The sequence below is a fragment of the Streptomyces sp. NPDC058525 genome, from assembly GCF_042719495.1.
Classification (GTDB): domain Bacteria; phylum Actinomycetota; class Actinomycetes; order Streptomycetales; family Streptomycetaceae; genus Streptomyces.
In genome coordinates this window covers 1-15,142 of sequence record NZ_JBHXNP010000047.1, presented here as the reverse complement: position 1 = coordinate 15,142, position 15,142 = coordinate 1, and the positions used below count along the sequence as shown (strand labels likewise).

The window sequence follows — 15,142 nt, the reverse complement described above, 5'->3', positions numbered from 1 at the left end:
CGGTCGCGAGCCGGCGCCCTACCCAGACCCCTCGTCCGCCCCGTCCGCCGCGTCGGGCACCCAGCGCAGCACGTCGCCGGGCTGGCAGTCGAGCGTGCGGCAGATCGCGTCGAGCGTGGTGAAGCGAACGGCCTTCGCCCGGCCGTTCTTCAGTACGGCGACGTTGGCGGGAGTGATTCCGACGGCGGCGGCGAACTCGGCGACCGAGAGCTTGCGTTGGGCCAGCATCACGTCGAGGTCGACGATGATGGCCATCAGACCACCTCGGCGAGTTCGCTTTTCATGTTGTTCGCCTTGAGCAGCAGGCCCCGCATGATGACGATGAGCATGACCAGGCAAGTCCCCATGCCGGTGGCCGCGGTCGCGGCTCCCAGGGCGCCGATGAGCTCCATCCCGTCCTCGGGGGACGGGATGTCGGCCAGCATCAGGTGGCAGGTGACGGCGAGGGCCAGCAGTGTCGCCGCGATGGTGGAGCCGATGATGACGTCGAGCCACCGGAAGGCCGCCGACGAGAAGATCGCATCCCGCTCGACCATGGTGAGCAGTCTCCATGCCGCCGCGAGGACGACCTGGACGCATGCCACCCCTGCGATGGCCACCAGCGTGTAGGGCAAGGCGTAGGGGGCGTACGGCGGGAAGCGGTCGACCTCGTCGGCGGCCGTCGTGGGAATGATGACGAGCTGACCGAAGAGGCCGAAGAGGATCGCGGTGGCGATGCCGGCGCGCAGCACGGTGATGAAGAAGCGATGCATGCATCGATAATCGATTGATACCGATCGATATTCAATAGATCTCCGGTCTGGTCAGCGGCGGCTCGGCTCACGGTGCAGGAACTCCAGGCGGTGCTGGGCCAGCTGCAAGTGCCGGGGATCGAGGGCCGGTAGCGTGCGCAGCAGTCGGATGAGGTCGGGGCCCGTTTCGAGGGCCGCGCCCGCGTCCTTGAGCTGCGTCCAGCAGTACAGCGCGCCCGCGGCCGCCGCGTGCACGTCGGCGGCGTCCGGGGCCTGACTGCCCAGACGGGTGCGGACGGCACCGGACCACAGCTGGGTGGCGAGCCGGAAGTCGCCCGCCATCCGGGCCAGATCGGCCCGGATCTCCACCCAGTCCAGCGCCTCGCGCGAGGACGGCCCGTGCGTCTGGTGCACGTACTGCTCCCATGCCTGCGCGAGCAGGGCGGCCTCGGCGTGCCGGCCCGCCGTGGCCAGGGAGTGGATGTGCGGGCGGGGATCGTCGGGCAGGACCGCGGGCGCGGTCTGCTGCGCCGGCTGCGGCGCCTGTGCGCGCCCGCGCTCTTCACCGGGAAGGGGGACGGCCTGACCCGGAACCGACCCGGACGAGCTCGCCATGGCGAGCTCGCGGGCACCGGGAAGGACGAGCGAGCCGGGGGGCAGGGTGGCCGCCCCCACCGCGAGAGCGTGCAACTGGAGGTTGGTGGGGCGGGTGGGGCTGGCCCTCAACTGGTCGATCCAGGCCCGCGTATAGCTGCTCACGACCAGGCCCGCGCCCTGCCAGCCGGGCGGGCAGACGACTCCGTACACCTCTGCCGACGGGGAGGCGGGCAGGCTGCCGTACTGCTGAAGCAGCGGCCAGGCCGCCTTGTCGGCCACGAGGTCGAGGAGGACCGTGGTCAACCCGGCCGGGCGCCCGGCCAGTTCCGTACCGAGCCACTCCCAGGGCAGCGCCGTGTAGCGCACCGAGCCGGCCGTGGTCCCGGCCAGCGCCAGGTGCAGGCGGTTCCCCCGCCGGTCGGCCGTCAGCCGGCCCGAGAGGTACACCAGCAGCGGACCGGACGTGGCAGCGGCCGTACGCAGCCGCATCAGCACCGTGTTCGGATCCCGCGCACCGTCCAGGTACGTCGTGTCGCACGGAACCCCGCTGTTCAGCAGCCCCGACACCGGCACCACACCCAGCGCGGCCACGTTGGCGCTCGGCGCCACCTGTACCCCGCGGCGCCTCACGGCGGCGTCCCCCGCTATGAGGAGCACATGGCCCCGCTGTTCTCCCAGCCCCAAGTTGTGCATGGACAGACGGTACTCACTCCCCCACCTCCCCTAACCACGCGCCCGGGCGGCCAATGGCCCGACGCCGCCGTGCTGCTCGCCGCGGACGACCTCGTGGTCTCGGCGCCGACGGACGGCGCCGAGTGGACCGCCGGGGCGGAGCACGTCGTGCGGTGGTACCTCACCGGTCCCATCGACCCGGTCGACATCCACCTCGTGCAGCGCGACGGCATCTCCACCGTGACCCGCGCCGTCCTCGCCGAAGGGCTGCCCTCGCACGAGACGTCGGTGACGGTGACCGTCCCGGGCGACACCCCCGCGGGCGAGTACATGGTGCTCGTCACCAGCCAGGGTCTGCTCGACGCGTACAGCCGCCCCTTCCGCATCACCCCGGCCTGACCCCGCTCACGCGGACCGATGGGCCGTCACCAGGAGGTACTCCCACTCCATGACGCCGTCGGCGAGGTGCCGCGAGGCCAGGTCGTCGAGGGCCGCGTCGAGTGCGGCCACCCGCTCGGGGTCTTCCGAGACGAAGCGGTACGTGGCGATGGTCGGCCCGTAGCAGGCCTTGAAGTACTCCCGGAACTCCTCCGGCCGCGCGAACCGGTCGACGCGCAACCGCTGCCGGCGGGCGTCGACGTCCGTCACGCCGTCCCCGAGCAGGGCGTGCACGTGCTCCGGGTCTCCCCACAGGGGCGGCGGCTGGACACCGGGCGGCGGCGGAGGGGCGTAGGGGCGCATCGTGGCGAACATCTGCCCGATGAACCCCTCCGGGGTCCAGTTGATCAGGCCGACGGTGCCGCCCGGGCGGCAGACCCGGACCAGTTCGTCGGCGGCCTGCTGGTGGTGCGGGGCGAACATGACGCCGACGCAGGACATCACCGTGTCGAACTCGCCGTCCGCGAAGGGCAGTGCTTCCGCGTCCGCTTCCCTCCAGTCCAGCCGGGCGCCGCTCGTCTCGGCGAGGTGGCGTCCGACCTCCAGGAGCTCGGGCGTGAGGTCGGACGCGACGACGTCGGCGCCGAGGAGGGCGGCCGGGATGGCCGCGTTCCCGGAGCCGGCCGCGACATCGAGGACGCGGTCGCCCTTGCGGACGCCGCATGCCCGTACCAGCTCGCCACCCAGCTCGTGGATCACGCGCGTCGCCACGTCGGGGTAGTCCCCCAGCGCCCACATCGCACGGTGTTTCGCCTTCAGGGCATCGGGGACCGCGTTCTCGTTGCTCATGTCCCTATACCTAACGCCTGACGCCCTCGGCGGCCCCGGGGCAGAGGCCAGGAGGGTGACGGCGGCCGGCGGCCGCGCGAGACGTCCTCCCCTTCCCGGTCCTCCGGACGGCCCAACGCCGGGCCGGATCGGGGACGGGGCGGCAGCCGGACCGCATACGGGCCCGCGACCTGGTGAATCGCCGGCCGGGCGGGCGGAACGGCCAGGGCGGGGGCACGGTCCGTGGGCGGCGGACCGCGTGTCGGCGCGCCGGGTCGGGGCTACGTTCCGATGGCATGAAGCAGATATCAGGCGACCGTCCCTCCGGCCCCTCGCGTCGCGCCCTGCTCACCGCCGGCGCGGGCGCCGCACTCGTGGCGGGCTGCTCCCGCGGGGGCTCGCCCGGCGCCCCGGCCGCCGCCACCCCCAGCGCCAGCGGCTCCGCCACGCCCAGTACCGCCGCGGACGGCATCACACCGGGCGTGATGACGCTGTTCAAGGACCCGGAGTACAACTTCAACGGGCTCCTCGCGCTCGGCGCCTCCGGCGCGGGCGCCGCCGAAGTCGGCGAGGTGCTGACCGCCGTCAACGCCATCAACCGTGACGGGCTGTCCTCGCAAACGTTCGTCGAGACCTTCCGCACCCTGGGTGACCAGCTCCTCAAGGCCCCGCCCGGCGCCCCGGCCGACGACCAGACGAAGCGGTTCCGGGCGCTGCGCGCCGCCCAGTACTACGGCCAGGCCCTGTTCTTCGTCCTCGGATCCGACGACCCCGGCAGCGAGGAGCAGCTCTACCGGTCCGGCCGCGCGGCCTGGGACGCCTTCTGCGACCTGTGCGATCCCGTCCCCGTCAAGGCCACCGTCCCGTACGGCACGACGCCGCTGCCGGTGTGGTTCTTCCGGCCCGACACCTCGAACACCCGCCGCCCCACCGTGATCCTGACCAACGGCAGCGACGGGCAGAACGTCGACATGTGGACGTACGGGGTTCCCGCCGCGCTGGAGCGCGGCTGGAACGCGCTCGTCTACGACGGGCCGGGGCAGGGCCAACTGCTCTTCGTCGACCGGATCGTGTTCACGCCCACCTGGGAGAAGGTCGTCACGCCCCTCGTGGACTGGCTGACGGCCCGCTCCGAGGTGGACCCGGCCAGGATCGCCCTGACGGGTCTGAGCATGGCGGGGGACCTCGCGCCCCGGGCCGCGGCGTTCGAGAGCCGGATCGCCGCGCTCGTGGCGATGCCGGGGTGCGTGGAACCGTGGCTGGGCTTCCCGCCCGAGATCCGCAAGATCCTCACGCCCGACAAGCAGGAGACGAACGACATCTGGAACAACGAGGTCGTCCCGGAACTGCCGCCCGAGGCCGCCGCCGTGATGAAGAAGCGCTTCGAGCCGTTCTCCATCCCCGCGATGCTCGACGCCCGCCAGGGCAAGCTGTTCACCGACTTCTACACGCCCGCCACCCGCATTCAGGCCCTGTCCATCACCGATGTCGTCGGCCGCATCAAGGCGCCCACCCTGGTGCTGGACTACGAGGGCGAGCAGTTCTACCCCGGCCAGCCGCGGCGGATGTACGACGCGCTCACCTCGCCCAAGGACTTCCTGCGGCTGACGGCGGCGCAGGGCGCGCAGCTGCACTGCTCCCCCATGGCCCCGCAGCTGCACTGCGAGGTCGTCTTCGACTGGCTGCAGGACACGTTGCCGGGCAGCTGACGCGGCGTGCACCGGCCCAAGACGCCGACACCTGCACCGGCGGCCACGCCGGGGCCCGCGTGTATCGCGTACGTATCGAAAATCGCATACGCCACCGCAACGGCCCTCCGCCTTCCATGGCCGTATGAACCACAACGCATCACCGCCCCCACCGCTCCGCCGCGCGCTGCGGATCGTGCTCATCGGCCTGGCGGTCCTCGGGATCGCCGGCGCCGGGTTCGTCCTGCGAGGGCCGCTCATGATGTCCGCGCCGGCGTGCATGGCCGGGCGGTGGCACGGCTGCTTCGACACCTTCAACGGTGTGGTGCTCATGACGCTGGTCGCGCTGCCGCTGGCCGTCCTGGTGGCGTGGGCCCTGGCGCACCGCCGGCGCGCCGCGGGCGTCGCATCGCCGTGGCGGCTGTCGCTGGCCGAGGTGGGCATGGTCCACGGGACGGTGCCGTTCGTCTGGATGACCATGATGCCGGGCTCCGGGGCCGGCATCGTGCCCGGCCGGGTGAGCCGGCGGTACGAGCGTCCTGCGGGTCGAGAACACGCGCCGACGGCTCCCACCCGAACTCGTCCCGACCCTCACCGAACCCTTCCGGCGCGCAACGGACCGCGTACGCACCGACGAACACGCCGGCGTCGGTCTCGGACTGGCCATCGTGCACAGCATTGTCCGCGCCCACGACGGCAGCCTCGACCTCGTCCCCCGCCCCGCCGGCGGCCTCGTCGTCACGGTCCGGCTTCCCGGCACACCGTAGGCATCCAGGCATCCCCGTCGCCCAGTGGCACTTTCCGGACGTTCCTGCCGTCAGGGCCCGCCTCGGTGACAGGGGGCCGGTGTTCGGGGCAGGCGAGGCAGTGACCGCACCGTGCCGGTCGTACGACACGCGAACAGGGAGGAACAGCCATGCTGATCACGGTCACCCGTTCCGGAGGCCTGGCCGGCTTCGAGAAGCTCCGCGCGCTCGACACCTCGGGCCGTGCGGACACGGCGGAGCTGGAGGAACTCGCGCAGCGGGCCGTCGCCCCGGTGGCCGACGGTTTCCACTACCGGATCACCGTCGACGACGAGGTGCTCGACGTTCAGGACCCGTGTCTGTCCGACGCCCAGCGCGCGCTGATCCGCACGGTGCTCGGCGAAGGCGCCTGACGACCGGCGGCCCGCACGGTATCGCCTGGCACCGCGCGACAGCCGCGACGCTCCGTCAGGAAGGGTCGGCAGGGCCGTCGGCGAGGGCGGTGGCCACGTCGGGGTGGAGGGGGAAGACCTGGTCGAGGCCCACGATGCGCAGGATGCGGAGCGTGTTGTCGGGGACCCCGGCCAGGGCCATGTCCGCTCCGGCGGCCACGGCGAGGTTGCGGGCGACGATGAGTACGGTGATGCCGCTCGAGTCGCAGAACCGTATGCGGGAGAGGTCCATGACGAGCCGTTGGCCCGGTCGCAGGGTCAGGGCCTCCAGTGCCTGACGGAGGCGGGGGGCCTGGTCGTAGTCGAGGTCGCCCGCGAGTCCCAGTACGGGACCGGTCTCGGCGTCTCGGATGGTGATCGTCAAGGCGTTCATGTCAGATCGTGCTCTCGTCGTGCTCTCGCGAGGCGGGAAGGGGACGGGGTACGCCGAGGGCGAGGAGGGCGGTGTCGTCGTTCAGTCCCTCTCCGAAGCCGTCCAGGAGTGCGGTGAGGGCGGTGATCAGCCGGTGCGGCCCGCCGTGGCCGTGGCGGGCGGCGAAGGCGCGCAGGGCGTCTTCCCCGTAGAGCTCGCGGCGCGTGCCGGTGCGGGCCTCGGTGAGGCCGTCGGTGTAGAGCAGGAGGGTGTCGCCGGGGCCGAGCGTGGTCTCGGCGGAGGTGAACCGGGGCTCGGGCAGGATGCCGATGAGCAGGCCGCCGGGGGTGGGAAGGTAGTCGGCCCGCCCCTCGGCGCGCAGGACCAGGGCGGGGGGATGGCCGCCGGACGCGATGCGGACGGCCGTCGTACCGCCATTGCCGTCCGGTTCCATCACGCCGAAGATCGCGGTGCAGTAGCGCGGGTCCTCACCCGTGAACCGCTCGTGGAGCACGGTGTTCAGGGTGGTCAGGGCGGCCGCGGGGTCGGGATCGTGGAGGGCCGCGGCGCGCAGGGTGTAGCGGGTCAGCGAGGTCACGGCGGCGGCCTGGGGGCCTTTGCCGCAGACGTCTCCGAGGAAGAACGCCCAGCGCTTGTCGTCCAGCGGGAACAGGTCGTAGAAGTCTCCGCCGAGCCTGTCGACGGAGGCCGTGTGGTAGTACGAGGCGGCCTCCATGCCCGGCACCGCGGGCAGGGTGGCGGGCAGCAGGCTCTGCTGCAGTACGGCGAGTGCCTCGCGCAGCCGTTCCCGGTCGGCCACGGCCTCGCGCCGTGCCTCTTCCGCCGCCTTGCGTTCGCGGAGCAGTTCGTTCTCGTAGGCGCGGCGCTGCCGGGCGTCGAAGACGGTGGTGCGGATCAGCATGGGCTCGCCGTCGGCGCTCGTCTTCACCGTGGCGGAGACCAGGACGGGAAGCCGTCTGCCGTCGGACGCCCTGAGCTCCAACGCGATCTCGCCGATCTTTCCCTGTAGGCGCAGCAGCGGCGCGAAATGCGTCTCGTGGTAGAGCTTGCCGCCGACGCTCAGCAGGTCGGTGAAGCGTTTGCGGCCCACGACGGCCTCGCGCGTGAGGCCGAGCCAGTCCAGGAGCGTCCCGTTGACCTTGGCGATGGTGCCGTCCATCAGGGTGGACAGGTAGCCGCAGGGCGCCGACTCGTAAAGTTCCTCGGCGGTGTCCTCCAGCAGGATGGAGAACGCGGCGTCGGTCGCCTCCTTCTCACCCTCCGGGTGCTCCGGGTTCTGGGCGGTGCGGCACATCACCGCGGGTTCCGGACGAACGCCCTGATGGCCGAGGTGGTGGCCTCGGGGGCGCTCAGCTGGGGGCAATGGCCCGTCGCGTCAAGGGTGATCAGGCGGCTGCCGGGGATGGCCGCGTGAACGTACGCGCCGACCTCTCGCGGTGCGATCACGTCCTGCGTGCATTCGAGCACCAGCGTCGGCACGCCCACCGACTTCAGGTCGCCGCGGCTGTCGGAGAGGAACGTGGTGCGGGCGAACACGCGGGCCTTGGCCGGATCGGTGGCGCAGAAGCTGTTGGTCAGCTCCTCGCCCAGTTCCGGCCGCTCCGGGTTGCCCATGATCACCGGCGCCATGGCGGCCGACCAGCCGAGGTAGTTGGACTCGAGCGACTCCAGCAACTCGTCGATGTCCTCGGCGCTGAAGCCGCCCCGGTAGGCGCCGTCGTCGATGTAGCAGGGTGAAGGGCCGACCATGACCAGGGAGGAGAGCCGCTCGGGGGCGTCGGCGGCCGCCAGGACTCCGACCATCGCGCTGACCGAATGCCCGACGAAGACCACGTCCCGCAGGTCGAGGGCCTCGCAGACCTCAGTCACGTCGCGGGCGTAGCCGTCCAGCGAGGCCTACCGCTCGTCGCTCCAGGCGAACGGCTCGGAGCCGCCCGAGCCCACGTAGTCGAACAGGACCACCTGGAATTCCTCGGCCAGGGCGGGTTCGACGAGCCGCCACATGTTCTGATCGCAGCCGAACCCGTGCGCCAGCATGACCACGGGTCTGCCGGATGACCCGCTGACCTTCACGTTGTTCCTGCGGAGTACGTCCATCCGGACATCCTGTCATCCACCGCAGGCGCGGTGCCGGCATCCCGCCGGCCGTGCCCGGGTGCGGCCGGGGTGTGAATAGGGTGACCCCATGTCTGTCACATTGAGCTCCGCACGAGCCGCTGCCGCACTGCGTACGTCGGCACGGGTCTCCGCCGAGGTGCTGGTGGTCCTGGTCATGGCGGCGGCGGCCCTGTGGGTTCTGGGCCGGATGTGGTCGGTCGTCTGGCCGCTCATAGTCGCCCTGTTCCTCACCACACTGACCTGGCCCCTGGCCGCGTACCTGCGCCGGCGCGGGTGGCGGCCCGCCCTGGCCGCCTCCGTGGTAACCGTCCTTTTCCTCTTGGTCAGCGCGGGCATCGTGGCACTGATCGCCGTGCCCGTGGCGTCCCAGTCGGGCGAACTGGTCGACGGTGTCTCCGCGGGCATCCAACGGCTGCGCGAGTGGGCGGCCGGTCCTCCCCTGAACATCGGCGACGACCAGATCTCGGGCGCCTTCGACGCCGCGATGGCCCGTCTCCAGAACAGCGTCGGCAGCGCGGTCTCCACCGTCGCCACCGGGGTGAGCACCGTCTTCAACGGCCTGATCACCGCCGTGCTGGCGCTGTTCCTGATGTTCTTCTTCCTCAAGGACGGCCCCCGCTTCCTGCCGTGGCTCACCCGCCAGCTCCCCGGCCGGCTCGCCACCGACATCCCGGTCGTGGCCGCGCGCAGCTGGCAGACCCTGGGCTCGTTCGTCCGCTCACAGGCCTTCGTGGGCCTCCTCGACGCCGTGTTCATCGGCCTGGGCCTGTGGATCGTGGGCGTACCCCTCGTGCTGCCGCTGGCGGTTCTGACCTTCGTCTCGGCGTTCGTGCCGATCGTGGGAGCCCTGTTCGCCGGTCTGGTGGCGGTGCTCATCGCGCTGGTGTCGAACGGTCTGACGGACGCGCTGATCGTGCTGGCGATCATCGTGGCGGTGCAGCAGCTCGAAGGCAACGTGTTCCAGCCCATGATCCAGAGCCGCGGTCTCGGTCTCCACGCGGCGGTGATCCTGCTGGCGGTCACGCTGGGCGGCAGCCTGGCCGGCGTCGTGGGCAGCCTGTTGGCCGTACCGGCGGCCGCGCTGGTCGCCGTCTTCTGGAACTACCTGCGCGAGCAGATCAGCGAACCACCACAGGAGCCGGAGGCCGGCGAACCACTGCCCGCGGCTCCCGTCCCGTCCTAGGCGGTCCCAACGAGCCGTTCAGGAACTGATGGTCTCCCGGACCGAGCCGGTGCTGGAGCCGCTTCTGTCACCCAGGAAGCAGGTGACCTCGCGGTCTCCACGGCCCCAGGTGTCCTCGGACGGGAAGTAGATGAAGATCTCCAGGTTGTCCGGAAGGGTCGCGGACGGGCCCACGTAGTCGGTGAGCACCGTGCCCGAGCACCGTTCCTCGGTGGTCGCCGTGACCGCCTCCTTGCCCGGGTACGGTCCGTCGTCCAGGTCGAAGACGGCGTACGTCTCCCCCTCGTGCGGCTGGTCGCAGGGCAGGACGGTGACCGTGAAGGGAGCGTCCACACCGGCCTCGTCCTGGAACCCCGCCAAGTCGTTGTCCGTGTTGAAGCAGTCCCCCGTCCGGAGGTCCTCGATCGCGCTGGAGCCCTCCTCGGTGACCTGGCCGGTGGTGTCGCGCTTCGGCTCGTCGTCCAGCGCGGAGAATCCGAAGACCACCGCGAGGGCGTAGAGCACGAGGGTCGCGCAGTGGATGACGATCGCGGCGATGGCGAAACCCCTGCCCCTCTGGTGCCGCGCGCGGATCTGGTGGAGGGCGATGATGCCGAGGATCAGCGGGACCAGGGGGATCGCGCAGAGGACCGACATGATGAAGGCCACGATGGCCAGCGTGTTGGTCTTCTCCGACTGATCCGGTGGCGCGTACCAGCCCGTCGGGCCACCGTAGGGCCCGGGGGGCTGTCCTGGCGGCGGCGGGTACTGACCGGGCGGGGGCGGCGGCGGGTACTGACCAGGTGGTGGGGGTGGCGGCGGCGGGTACTGACCGGGTGGGGGCGGGGGCGGTTGCTGGCCGGGCGGTCCGTGCGGCCCCCAGCCCGGCTTCGGCTCGGGGGACGACGGTGGCGGCGGGGGTGGGAAGGTCATGCGCGTGACGCTCCTTGCACAGAGGAACGTGAAACTCGACCTCGTGCCTTCGGCCGGCGGCGTGCATGTCGTCCACACCGACGACGCCTGCCTGCCGATGGTGCTCTGATCTCCACGCTACGCCCCGGAGCCGGAGGCGTCCTGCCGGAGCCGCTCGCCCTGTTGGCTCGCCGTCGACGCGGCACGTCGGGCGGGCGGCGGTCAGGAGAGCAAGTCGATCTGCCGGCCGATGTCGTGCTGCTCCGCCCGTCGGTACGCGGTCCACGCCACGGCGAGGTCCTGCCAGGGAAGTCCGACGGGCGCGTAGACGGAGCGGGCCGTCGCGCTGGTGCGTCCCGGGTGCTCGCCGCGCAGCACCTCGCCGAGTGTGGCGTGGGCCGCCGAGGCCGGGAGGCCGGCGGCCGCCGGCGCGCCCATGGCCGCGGCGAGTTCCCGGTCGTCGACGACGAGGAGTGCGGACTCCAGTACGTCGGCGGAGAGTTCCTGCTTGCCCGGCTCGTCGGCTCCCAGGCTCGTGAGGTGCTGCCCCGGCCGCGTGTCCGCGAGCCGGAGTACCGGTGAGCGTGACCAGGTGGCGAGCAGGACGATGTGCGCGGCCGCGGCGACCGCCGTGGCGGACGGCAGGGGGCGGCCGCCGTGGCGTGCGGCGAAGGCGTCGGCGCGATCCGGATCCGCGTCGTGGACGACCAGGTCGCGGTGCCGGCGCAGGGTGCTCAGGCCTTGCACCATGAGCTCGGCCTGTGCGCCCGCGCCGATCACTCCGAGCACCTCGCCTTCCGCGGAGGCGGGGCCTGCCAGAAGGTCCGTTCCGAGGGCCGCGGCCAGTCCGGTGCGCCACGCGGTGACGGTCGCGGAATCCATCAGCGCGAGCAGCTCCCCGTCGTGCCCGCTGTGCAGGCAGATCACACCCCGCAGAGCCGGCCGGGCTGCCGGGAACTTGGCGTTGACCTTCACCGTGTACGCGTCGATCCCGGGCAGTACACCGGGGATCAGGGCCGTGGCCGTACCGGGAAAGGGCAGGTCGGTGCGGATCCGCTGCCCGGCGACCGGGGAGGCGACGGCACGGAAGCCGTCGCGCAGGGCGGCCATGCAGGACACCGGGTCGAGCACGGCTTCGAGGTCGCTTCGGGTCAGTAGACGGGTCACCCACCCATGATCTCTCAGGGCGGAGACCCGTTGGTATGGTGCGCCGATGCCAGCGGCCAAGAAGTTCCAAGTCACCTTTGACTGCGCGGAACCGGAGCGCCTCGCCGCACTCGAGGCGGAGTGCATCGCGGGCAACGAGTTCTGCATCGACTGAGCGTGCTCCGCGTTGTGCGGGCCGGCGCCGCGGCCGTACGCGCGGCCGCCCCCGCCCGGGGAAGGGGCGGGGGCGGACGCGCGGGGCGGACGGCCTGCGAGGTGGGGTCAGAACGCGAAGACGGCGTTTCCGTTGAGGGTCGCCGACATGGTGCACGCGTTGCCGAAGGTGTGCTTCCAGGAGATGCGGTTGCCCTGCCAGACGCCGTCCGCGGTGACGGTGACTGGGGCGTAGTGCATCGGACAGGCGCGGTTCGTGTCCGGGGCGGCCAGGAGGGTGTCGAGGCTGCCGGCGGTGGCGGCGAGGGCCGCACAGGCCGCGGTGGGGTCGGGGTGGGTTCCCTGGGCGGTCGGGGCGCAGCTGAGGGTCGACGCCCGCGCGACGGTCTGCGCGTCCTCGCCCTGAGCGACGGTCAGGACCACGGCGGAGGGGGCGTACAGGCTGGCGGGCTGTGCCTCCGCGATGCCGGTGGCACCGGCCAGGGTCAGAAGGGCGACGGCGGAGACGGCAGCGATGCGGTGACGCACGACAGAACTCTCTTTCAATTCGAAGGGATGATGCAGCTGTTGACTGCGATTCATCGACCGGACGCTGCCGAGTCTGTCGGGTGCGAAGGGCGCACGCACATCGAACACCGATTTACAGACATCTCGTTCGATTATCGGCGACCGAATGGTCGTTCTGGCAGCTCGGACCGGGGATGCACCCCTTCGCGATCGTGCGAAAGCGGAGGGTTACGCCCGACGGGGCAGCCGTATGCAGGCCGTTGACCTGCTGTCGGCCGAGCGCTGTTCATCGAACGTCCACCCAGGCTGACCGGATAGTGCCGGTGCGCGTCCCGCGAAAACCGGGTGCGGCCGCTCGACCCGCCCTGGGATCATCCCGGGATGGTCCACCGACTCGAACCCCTGGTCATCCGGCACACCCATCGCATCCCCGCCCCCGCGGGACCCGTCGGGGAAGGCGCCGTCGCGGCGCAGCAGTTCGACGCCGCGCTGATGTCCGCGGGCTTCAAGCTCTCCGCCGAGCTGCTCGCGCACCTGTCGGGGCTCTGCGAGGGCGCGGTCGTCGAGACCGCCGTACGGACGCTGGGAACCGTACGGGAGATGGCCGGCGACCACGTCCGGCACAACGTGTACTTCATCGACTTCCCCGCCAACGTGCCGGACACCTTCGGCTTCTGGATGAGCTGCATCGCCGACGCCCTCGCCGACGAGGAGACGCGCGCGAGCACGCTGGACCAGCTGAGCACCGGTCTGGTGAACTTGCTCACCCTCCCCTCGTACGGGAACTACCGGCACACCTACGCCGAGATGCTCGCCCACCACGACGAGCTGATCGCCGCGGCCGGAGACCGTATGACGGTCCTTCACCTGGGCGGCGCCCTCGACGACGAGATCGGCGCCCTCTACCTGGCGCTGGCCGGCAGCACCACCCCGCTCGGCGAGGACGGCCTGCGCGACCTGCGGGACCTCGCCGGCCACTGCGCCGACGGGCCGCAGCCCGCCGAGATCCCCGTACGGGAGAACCGCGCCGTGGTCAACCAGGCCCGCCTGATGGCCGGTGCGGGTCTGCTGCTGGACACGGTCACCGATGTGCTCCGCCTGGCCTGCGCGCTCGTGGGCGGCGACGTGACCCTGCAGGAGCCGACGCGGCTGCGCACCCTGCCCCGGTCGGTGCGCCGGGCGCTGCTCGCGGGCCTCGACGCGGTCGTCGCCGAGGCGCCGGCCAAGCTCGCCGACGTCCACGCCCACCGCGAGATGTGGAAGCGGCTCGGCGAGCGGCTGCACCCGCACGAGTACCCGCAGTGGCCCCACGCGGCCGAGGTGTTCGCCGTCGCCCGCGGTGAGAAGACGGCCCGCTCCCTGGACAGCCGGGTCGAGGAGCTGCTCGCCCGGGGCGAGACCACCGCGGCCGTCGAACTGTTGAAGGCCGCTCCCGGCAAGCTCTTCCGCGCCCTGGACCAGCTGCTGCGCGACTCGATCACGCAGCACGAGCGCGACATCGTGGTGGCCGCCGCCGAGCAGGTCGTGGCCGGCGTCTCCGGCCGGGTCGTGCTGTCGGTGCGCCAGCACCTGCACAACCGCGAGCACGAGACCGGCGAGCAGCGCGTGTTCGTCAACCGCCACGGCCGGGCCTGGGTCACCGACGACGTCCGCCGACCGGTGTTCGCGCCCGAGCGCAGGCGGCTGATCGCCGCGCTCGACGCGGAGCTGCGCCGCCGGATGCCCACCGCGGACCACCTGCTCATCGACCCGGACGTGCTGGACGTGGCGCTGCCGCTCAGCGGCAAGGCCACCGCGTCCGGGCTCGGGGTGCTGCCGCGCGGCTCGGTGTCCCGCGTCGACGGAGACCTGCTGCGCTTCTTCGTGTACTGGAAGCAGAGCGAGCGCTCCACGGACTACGACCTGTCGGCTGCGCTCCTGAACGCCGACTACTCCACCGCCTCCTGGCTGTCGTACACCAACCTGAGCGGGGTCGGGGGCGAGCACTCCGGCGACATCACCGACGCCCCGGACGGGGCTTCGGAGTTCATCAACCTGCGGCTGGACGCCGTACGCGCCGCTTGCATCGTCCCGCAGGTCAACCTCTACTCCGGGGAGGGCTTCGAGGAGGTCGAGGAGTCCTTCTTCGGGTTCATGCTGCGCGAGGGCGAGCAGCAGGGACGCCCGTTCGAGCCGCGCACGGTACGGATGAAGTCCGAACTGCGCGGTCCCGGCCGGGTCGCCCTGCCGCTGGTCTTCCTGCGCGCGTCCGACGGCCGGTGGCGCGCCAAGTGGCTGCACCTCTACCTGAAGGGGACCCCGTCGTCGAACACGGTCGAGGGCAACCGGGCGACCGTCGCGACGCTGCTGCGCGGCATCGTCGAGCGCGAGCAGCTCACCGTGCGCCACCTCACCGAGCTGATGACCGGCAGCACGACGACGGTCACCCTGTGGGACGGCAAGACGCCCCCGGCCGGGCCCGTCACCTACATCGGCCTGGAGCGCCCCGCCGGGCTGCACCCGCGGTCCCGGATCGTCACTCCCGAAAACCTGCGTGACCTGATCCCCGCCTGACTGTTAACGTCAATGCCGTTGATTTAGGGGTCTGGTGGGGGTGCGACGGCCGCGATGACCTGCAGTGTTTCTGCCGGTCGACGGGTTGGCTGTGGTGGTCGTGGC

General features: G+C 71.7%; 14 protein-coding genes and 3 pseudogenes. 7 read left to right on the top strand and 10 right to left on the bottom strand.

Annotated elements, in window-relative coordinates; translation table 11 throughout:
- Positions 1 to 18: 18 nt before the first annotated feature.
- Genes ACFWP3_RS22015 through ACFWP3_RS22005 form a run of 3 tightly spaced genes read right to left on the bottom strand, consistent with a single transcriptional unit; the run spans position 19 to position 2,021 of the window.
- Positions 19 to 255, bottom strand: a complete 237-nt coding sequence (locus tag ACFWP3_RS22015; RefSeq protein ID WP_384223640.1) for a helix-turn-helix domain-containing protein — start codon at positions 253 to 255, stop codon at positions 19 to 21.
- Positions 255 to 752 carry a DUF2975 domain-containing protein gene (locus ACFWP3_RS22010; RefSeq protein ID WP_384223637.1) on the bottom strand — a complete coding sequence of 166 codons (498 nt, stop codon included), beginning with the start codon at positions 750 to 752 and terminating at the stop codon, positions 255 to 257. Before ACFWP3_RS22010 ends, ACFWP3_RS22015 begins: the two co-directional genes overlap by 1 nt.
- A 51-nt stretch (positions 753 to 803) precedes the next feature.
- Positions 804 to 2,021 carry a hypothetical protein gene (locus tag ACFWP3_RS22005; protein ID WP_384223635.1) on the bottom strand — a complete coding sequence of 406 codons (1,218 nt, stop codon included), beginning with the start codon at positions 2,019 to 2,021 and terminating at the stop codon, positions 804 to 806.
- 69 nt (positions 2,022 to 2,090) lie between these two features.
- Between ACFWP3_RS22005 and ACFWP3_RS22000 the strand changes: the two genes are divergently transcribed.
- Positions 2,091 to 2,399 carry a GPI anchored serine-threonine rich family protein gene (locus tag ACFWP3_RS22000; protein ID WP_384223632.1) on the top strand — a complete coding sequence of 103 codons (309 nt, stop codon included), beginning with the start codon at positions 2,091 to 2,093 and terminating at the stop codon, positions 2,397 to 2,399.
- Between the two features lie 6 nt (positions 2,400 to 2,405).
- Here the strand turns inward: ACFWP3_RS22000 and ACFWP3_RS21995 are convergent, their stop codons facing one another.
- A complete protein-coding gene (locus ACFWP3_RS21995; RefSeq protein WP_384223630.1) occupies positions 2,406 to 3,227 on the bottom strand; it encodes a class I SAM-dependent methyltransferase in 822 nt (273 codons plus the stop codon).
- A gap of 275 nt (positions 3,228 to 3,502) precedes the next feature.
- Between ACFWP3_RS21995 and ACFWP3_RS21990 the strand changes: the two genes are divergently transcribed.
- The 4 genes and pseudogenes from ACFWP3_RS21990 (at position 3,503) to ACFWP3_RS21975 (ending at position 6,053) form a co-directional block, all read left to right on the top strand.
- Entirely contained in the window at positions 3,503 to 4,915 is a 1,413-nt protein-coding gene (locus ACFWP3_RS21990) for an alpha/beta hydrolase family protein (protein ID WP_384223627.1), read from the top strand.
- 124 nt (positions 4,916 to 5,039) lie between these two features.
- Positions 5,040 to 5,417, top strand: a pseudogene (locus ACFWP3_RS21985) (VanZ family protein); the annotation flags it as partial.
- A 4-nt stretch (positions 5,418 to 5,421) separates the two neighbouring features.
- Positions 5,422 to 5,661, top strand: a pseudogene (locus ACFWP3_RS21980) (sensor histidine kinase); the annotation flags it as partial.
- 149 nt (positions 5,662 to 5,810) lie between these two features.
- Complete coding sequence (locus ACFWP3_RS21975; protein ID WP_384223624.1) at positions 5,811 to 6,053, top strand: protealysin inhibitor emfourin; 243 nt, start codon at positions 5,811 to 5,813, stop codon at positions 6,051 to 6,053.
- A gap of 55 nt (positions 6,054 to 6,108) precedes the next feature.
- Here ACFWP3_RS21975 and ACFWP3_RS21970 read toward each other — a convergent pair whose 3' ends face one another.
- The 3 genes and pseudogenes from ACFWP3_RS21970 to ACFWP3_RS21960 form a co-directional block, all read right to left on the bottom strand.
- On the bottom strand, positions 6,109 to 6,465 hold the full coding sequence (locus ACFWP3_RS21970; RefSeq protein ID WP_384223621.1) for an STAS domain-containing protein: 357 nt from the start codon (positions 6,463 to 6,465) through the stop codon (positions 6,109 to 6,111).
- Position 6,466: 1 nt separating this feature from the next.
- Positions 6,467 to 7,759: a PP2C family protein-serine/threonine phosphatase gene (locus ACFWP3_RS21965; RefSeq protein ID WP_384223619.1), complete on the bottom strand. Its 1,293-nt coding sequence runs from the start codon at positions 7,757 to 7,759 to the stop codon at positions 6,467 to 6,469.
- Positions 7,759 to 8,562: pseudogene (locus ACFWP3_RS21960) on the bottom strand (alpha/beta fold hydrolase). Before ACFWP3_RS21960 ends, ACFWP3_RS21965 begins: the two are co-directional and overlap by 1 nt.
- 88 nt (positions 8,563 to 8,650) lie before the next feature.
- On the opposite strand from ACFWP3_RS21960, the gene ACFWP3_RS21955 reads away from it, so the two are divergent.
- A complete protein-coding gene (locus ACFWP3_RS21955) occupies positions 8,651 to 9,766 on the top strand; it encodes an AI-2E family transporter (RefSeq protein ID WP_384223617.1) in 1,116 nt (371 codons plus the stop codon).
- An 18-nt stretch (positions 9,767 to 9,784) separates the two neighbouring features.
- Here ACFWP3_RS21955 and ACFWP3_RS21950 read toward each other — a convergent pair whose 3' ends face one another.
- From ACFWP3_RS21950 to ACFWP3_RS21940, 3 genes are all read right to left on the bottom strand, one after another.
- Complete coding sequence (locus ACFWP3_RS21950) at positions 9,785 to 10,414, bottom strand: DUF4190 domain-containing protein (RefSeq protein WP_384223614.1); 630 nt, start codon at positions 10,412 to 10,414, stop codon at positions 9,785 to 9,787.
- A 465-nt stretch (positions 10,415 to 10,879) separates the two neighbouring features.
- Positions 10,880 to 11,824: an ornithine cyclodeaminase family protein gene (locus ACFWP3_RS21945; protein WP_384223612.1), complete on the bottom strand. Its 945-nt coding sequence runs from the start codon at positions 11,822 to 11,824 to the stop codon at positions 10,880 to 10,882.
- Between the two features lie 261 nt (positions 11,825 to 12,085).
- Complete coding sequence (locus ACFWP3_RS21940) at positions 12,086 to 12,559, bottom strand: subtilase-type protease inhibitor (RefSeq protein WP_384223609.1); 474 nt, start codon at positions 12,557 to 12,559, stop codon at positions 12,086 to 12,088.
- 306 nt (positions 12,560 to 12,865) lie between these two features.
- Here ACFWP3_RS21940 and ACFWP3_RS21935 point away from each other — a divergent pair, with 306 nt between their 5' ends.
- A complete protein-coding gene (locus tag ACFWP3_RS21935; RefSeq protein WP_384223607.1) occupies positions 12,866 to 15,037 on the top strand; it encodes a TerD family protein in 2,172 nt (723 codons plus the stop codon).
- Positions 15,038 to 15,142 lie beyond the last annotated feature (105 nt).

What these genes read in the sequence shown, in the direction of transcription:
- ACFWP3_RS22015 (WP_384223640.1), bottom strand. Translation starts at nt 255, where the DNA reads ATGGCCATCATCGTCGACCTCGACGTGATGCTGGCCCAACGCAAGCTC.
- ACFWP3_RS22010 (WP_384223637.1), bottom strand. Translation starts at nt 752, where the DNA reads ATGCATCGCTTCTTCATCACCGTGCTGCGCGCCGGCATCGCCACCGCG.
- ACFWP3_RS22005 (WP_384223635.1), bottom strand. Translation starts at nt 2,021, where the DNA reads ATGCACAACTTGGGGCTGGGAGAACAGCGGGGCCATGTGCTCCTCATA.
- ACFWP3_RS21995 (WP_384223630.1), bottom strand. Translation starts at nt 3,227, where the DNA reads ATGAGCAACGAGAACGCGGTCCCCGATGCCCTGAAGGCGAAACACCGT.
- ACFWP3_RS21990 (WP_384223627.1), top strand. Translation starts at nt 3,503, where the DNA reads ATGAAGCAGATATCAGGCGACCGTCCCTCCGGCCCCTCGCGTCGCGCC.
- ACFWP3_RS21975 (WP_384223624.1), top strand. Translation starts at nt 5,811, where the DNA reads ATGCTGATCACGGTCACCCGTTCCGGAGGCCTGGCCGGCTTCGAGAAG.
- ACFWP3_RS21970 (WP_384223621.1), bottom strand. Translation starts at nt 6,465, where the DNA reads ATGAACGCCTTGACGATCACCATCCGAGACGCCGAGACCGGTCCCGTA.
- ACFWP3_RS21965 (WP_384223619.1), bottom strand. Translation starts at nt 7,759, where the DNA reads ATGTGCCGCACCGCCCAGAACCCGGAGCACCCGGAGGGTGAGAAGGAG.
- ACFWP3_RS21955 (WP_384223617.1), top strand. Translation starts at nt 8,651, where the DNA reads ATGTCTGTCACATTGAGCTCCGCACGAGCCGCTGCCGCACTGCGTACG.
- ACFWP3_RS21940 (WP_384223609.1), bottom strand. Translation starts at nt 12,559, where the DNA reads ATGAATCGCAGTCAACAGCTGCATCATCCCTTCGAATTGAAAGAGAGT.
- ACFWP3_RS21935 (WP_384223607.1), top strand. Translation starts at nt 12,866, where the DNA reads ATGGTCCACCGACTCGAACCCCTGGTCATCCGGCACACCCATCGCATC.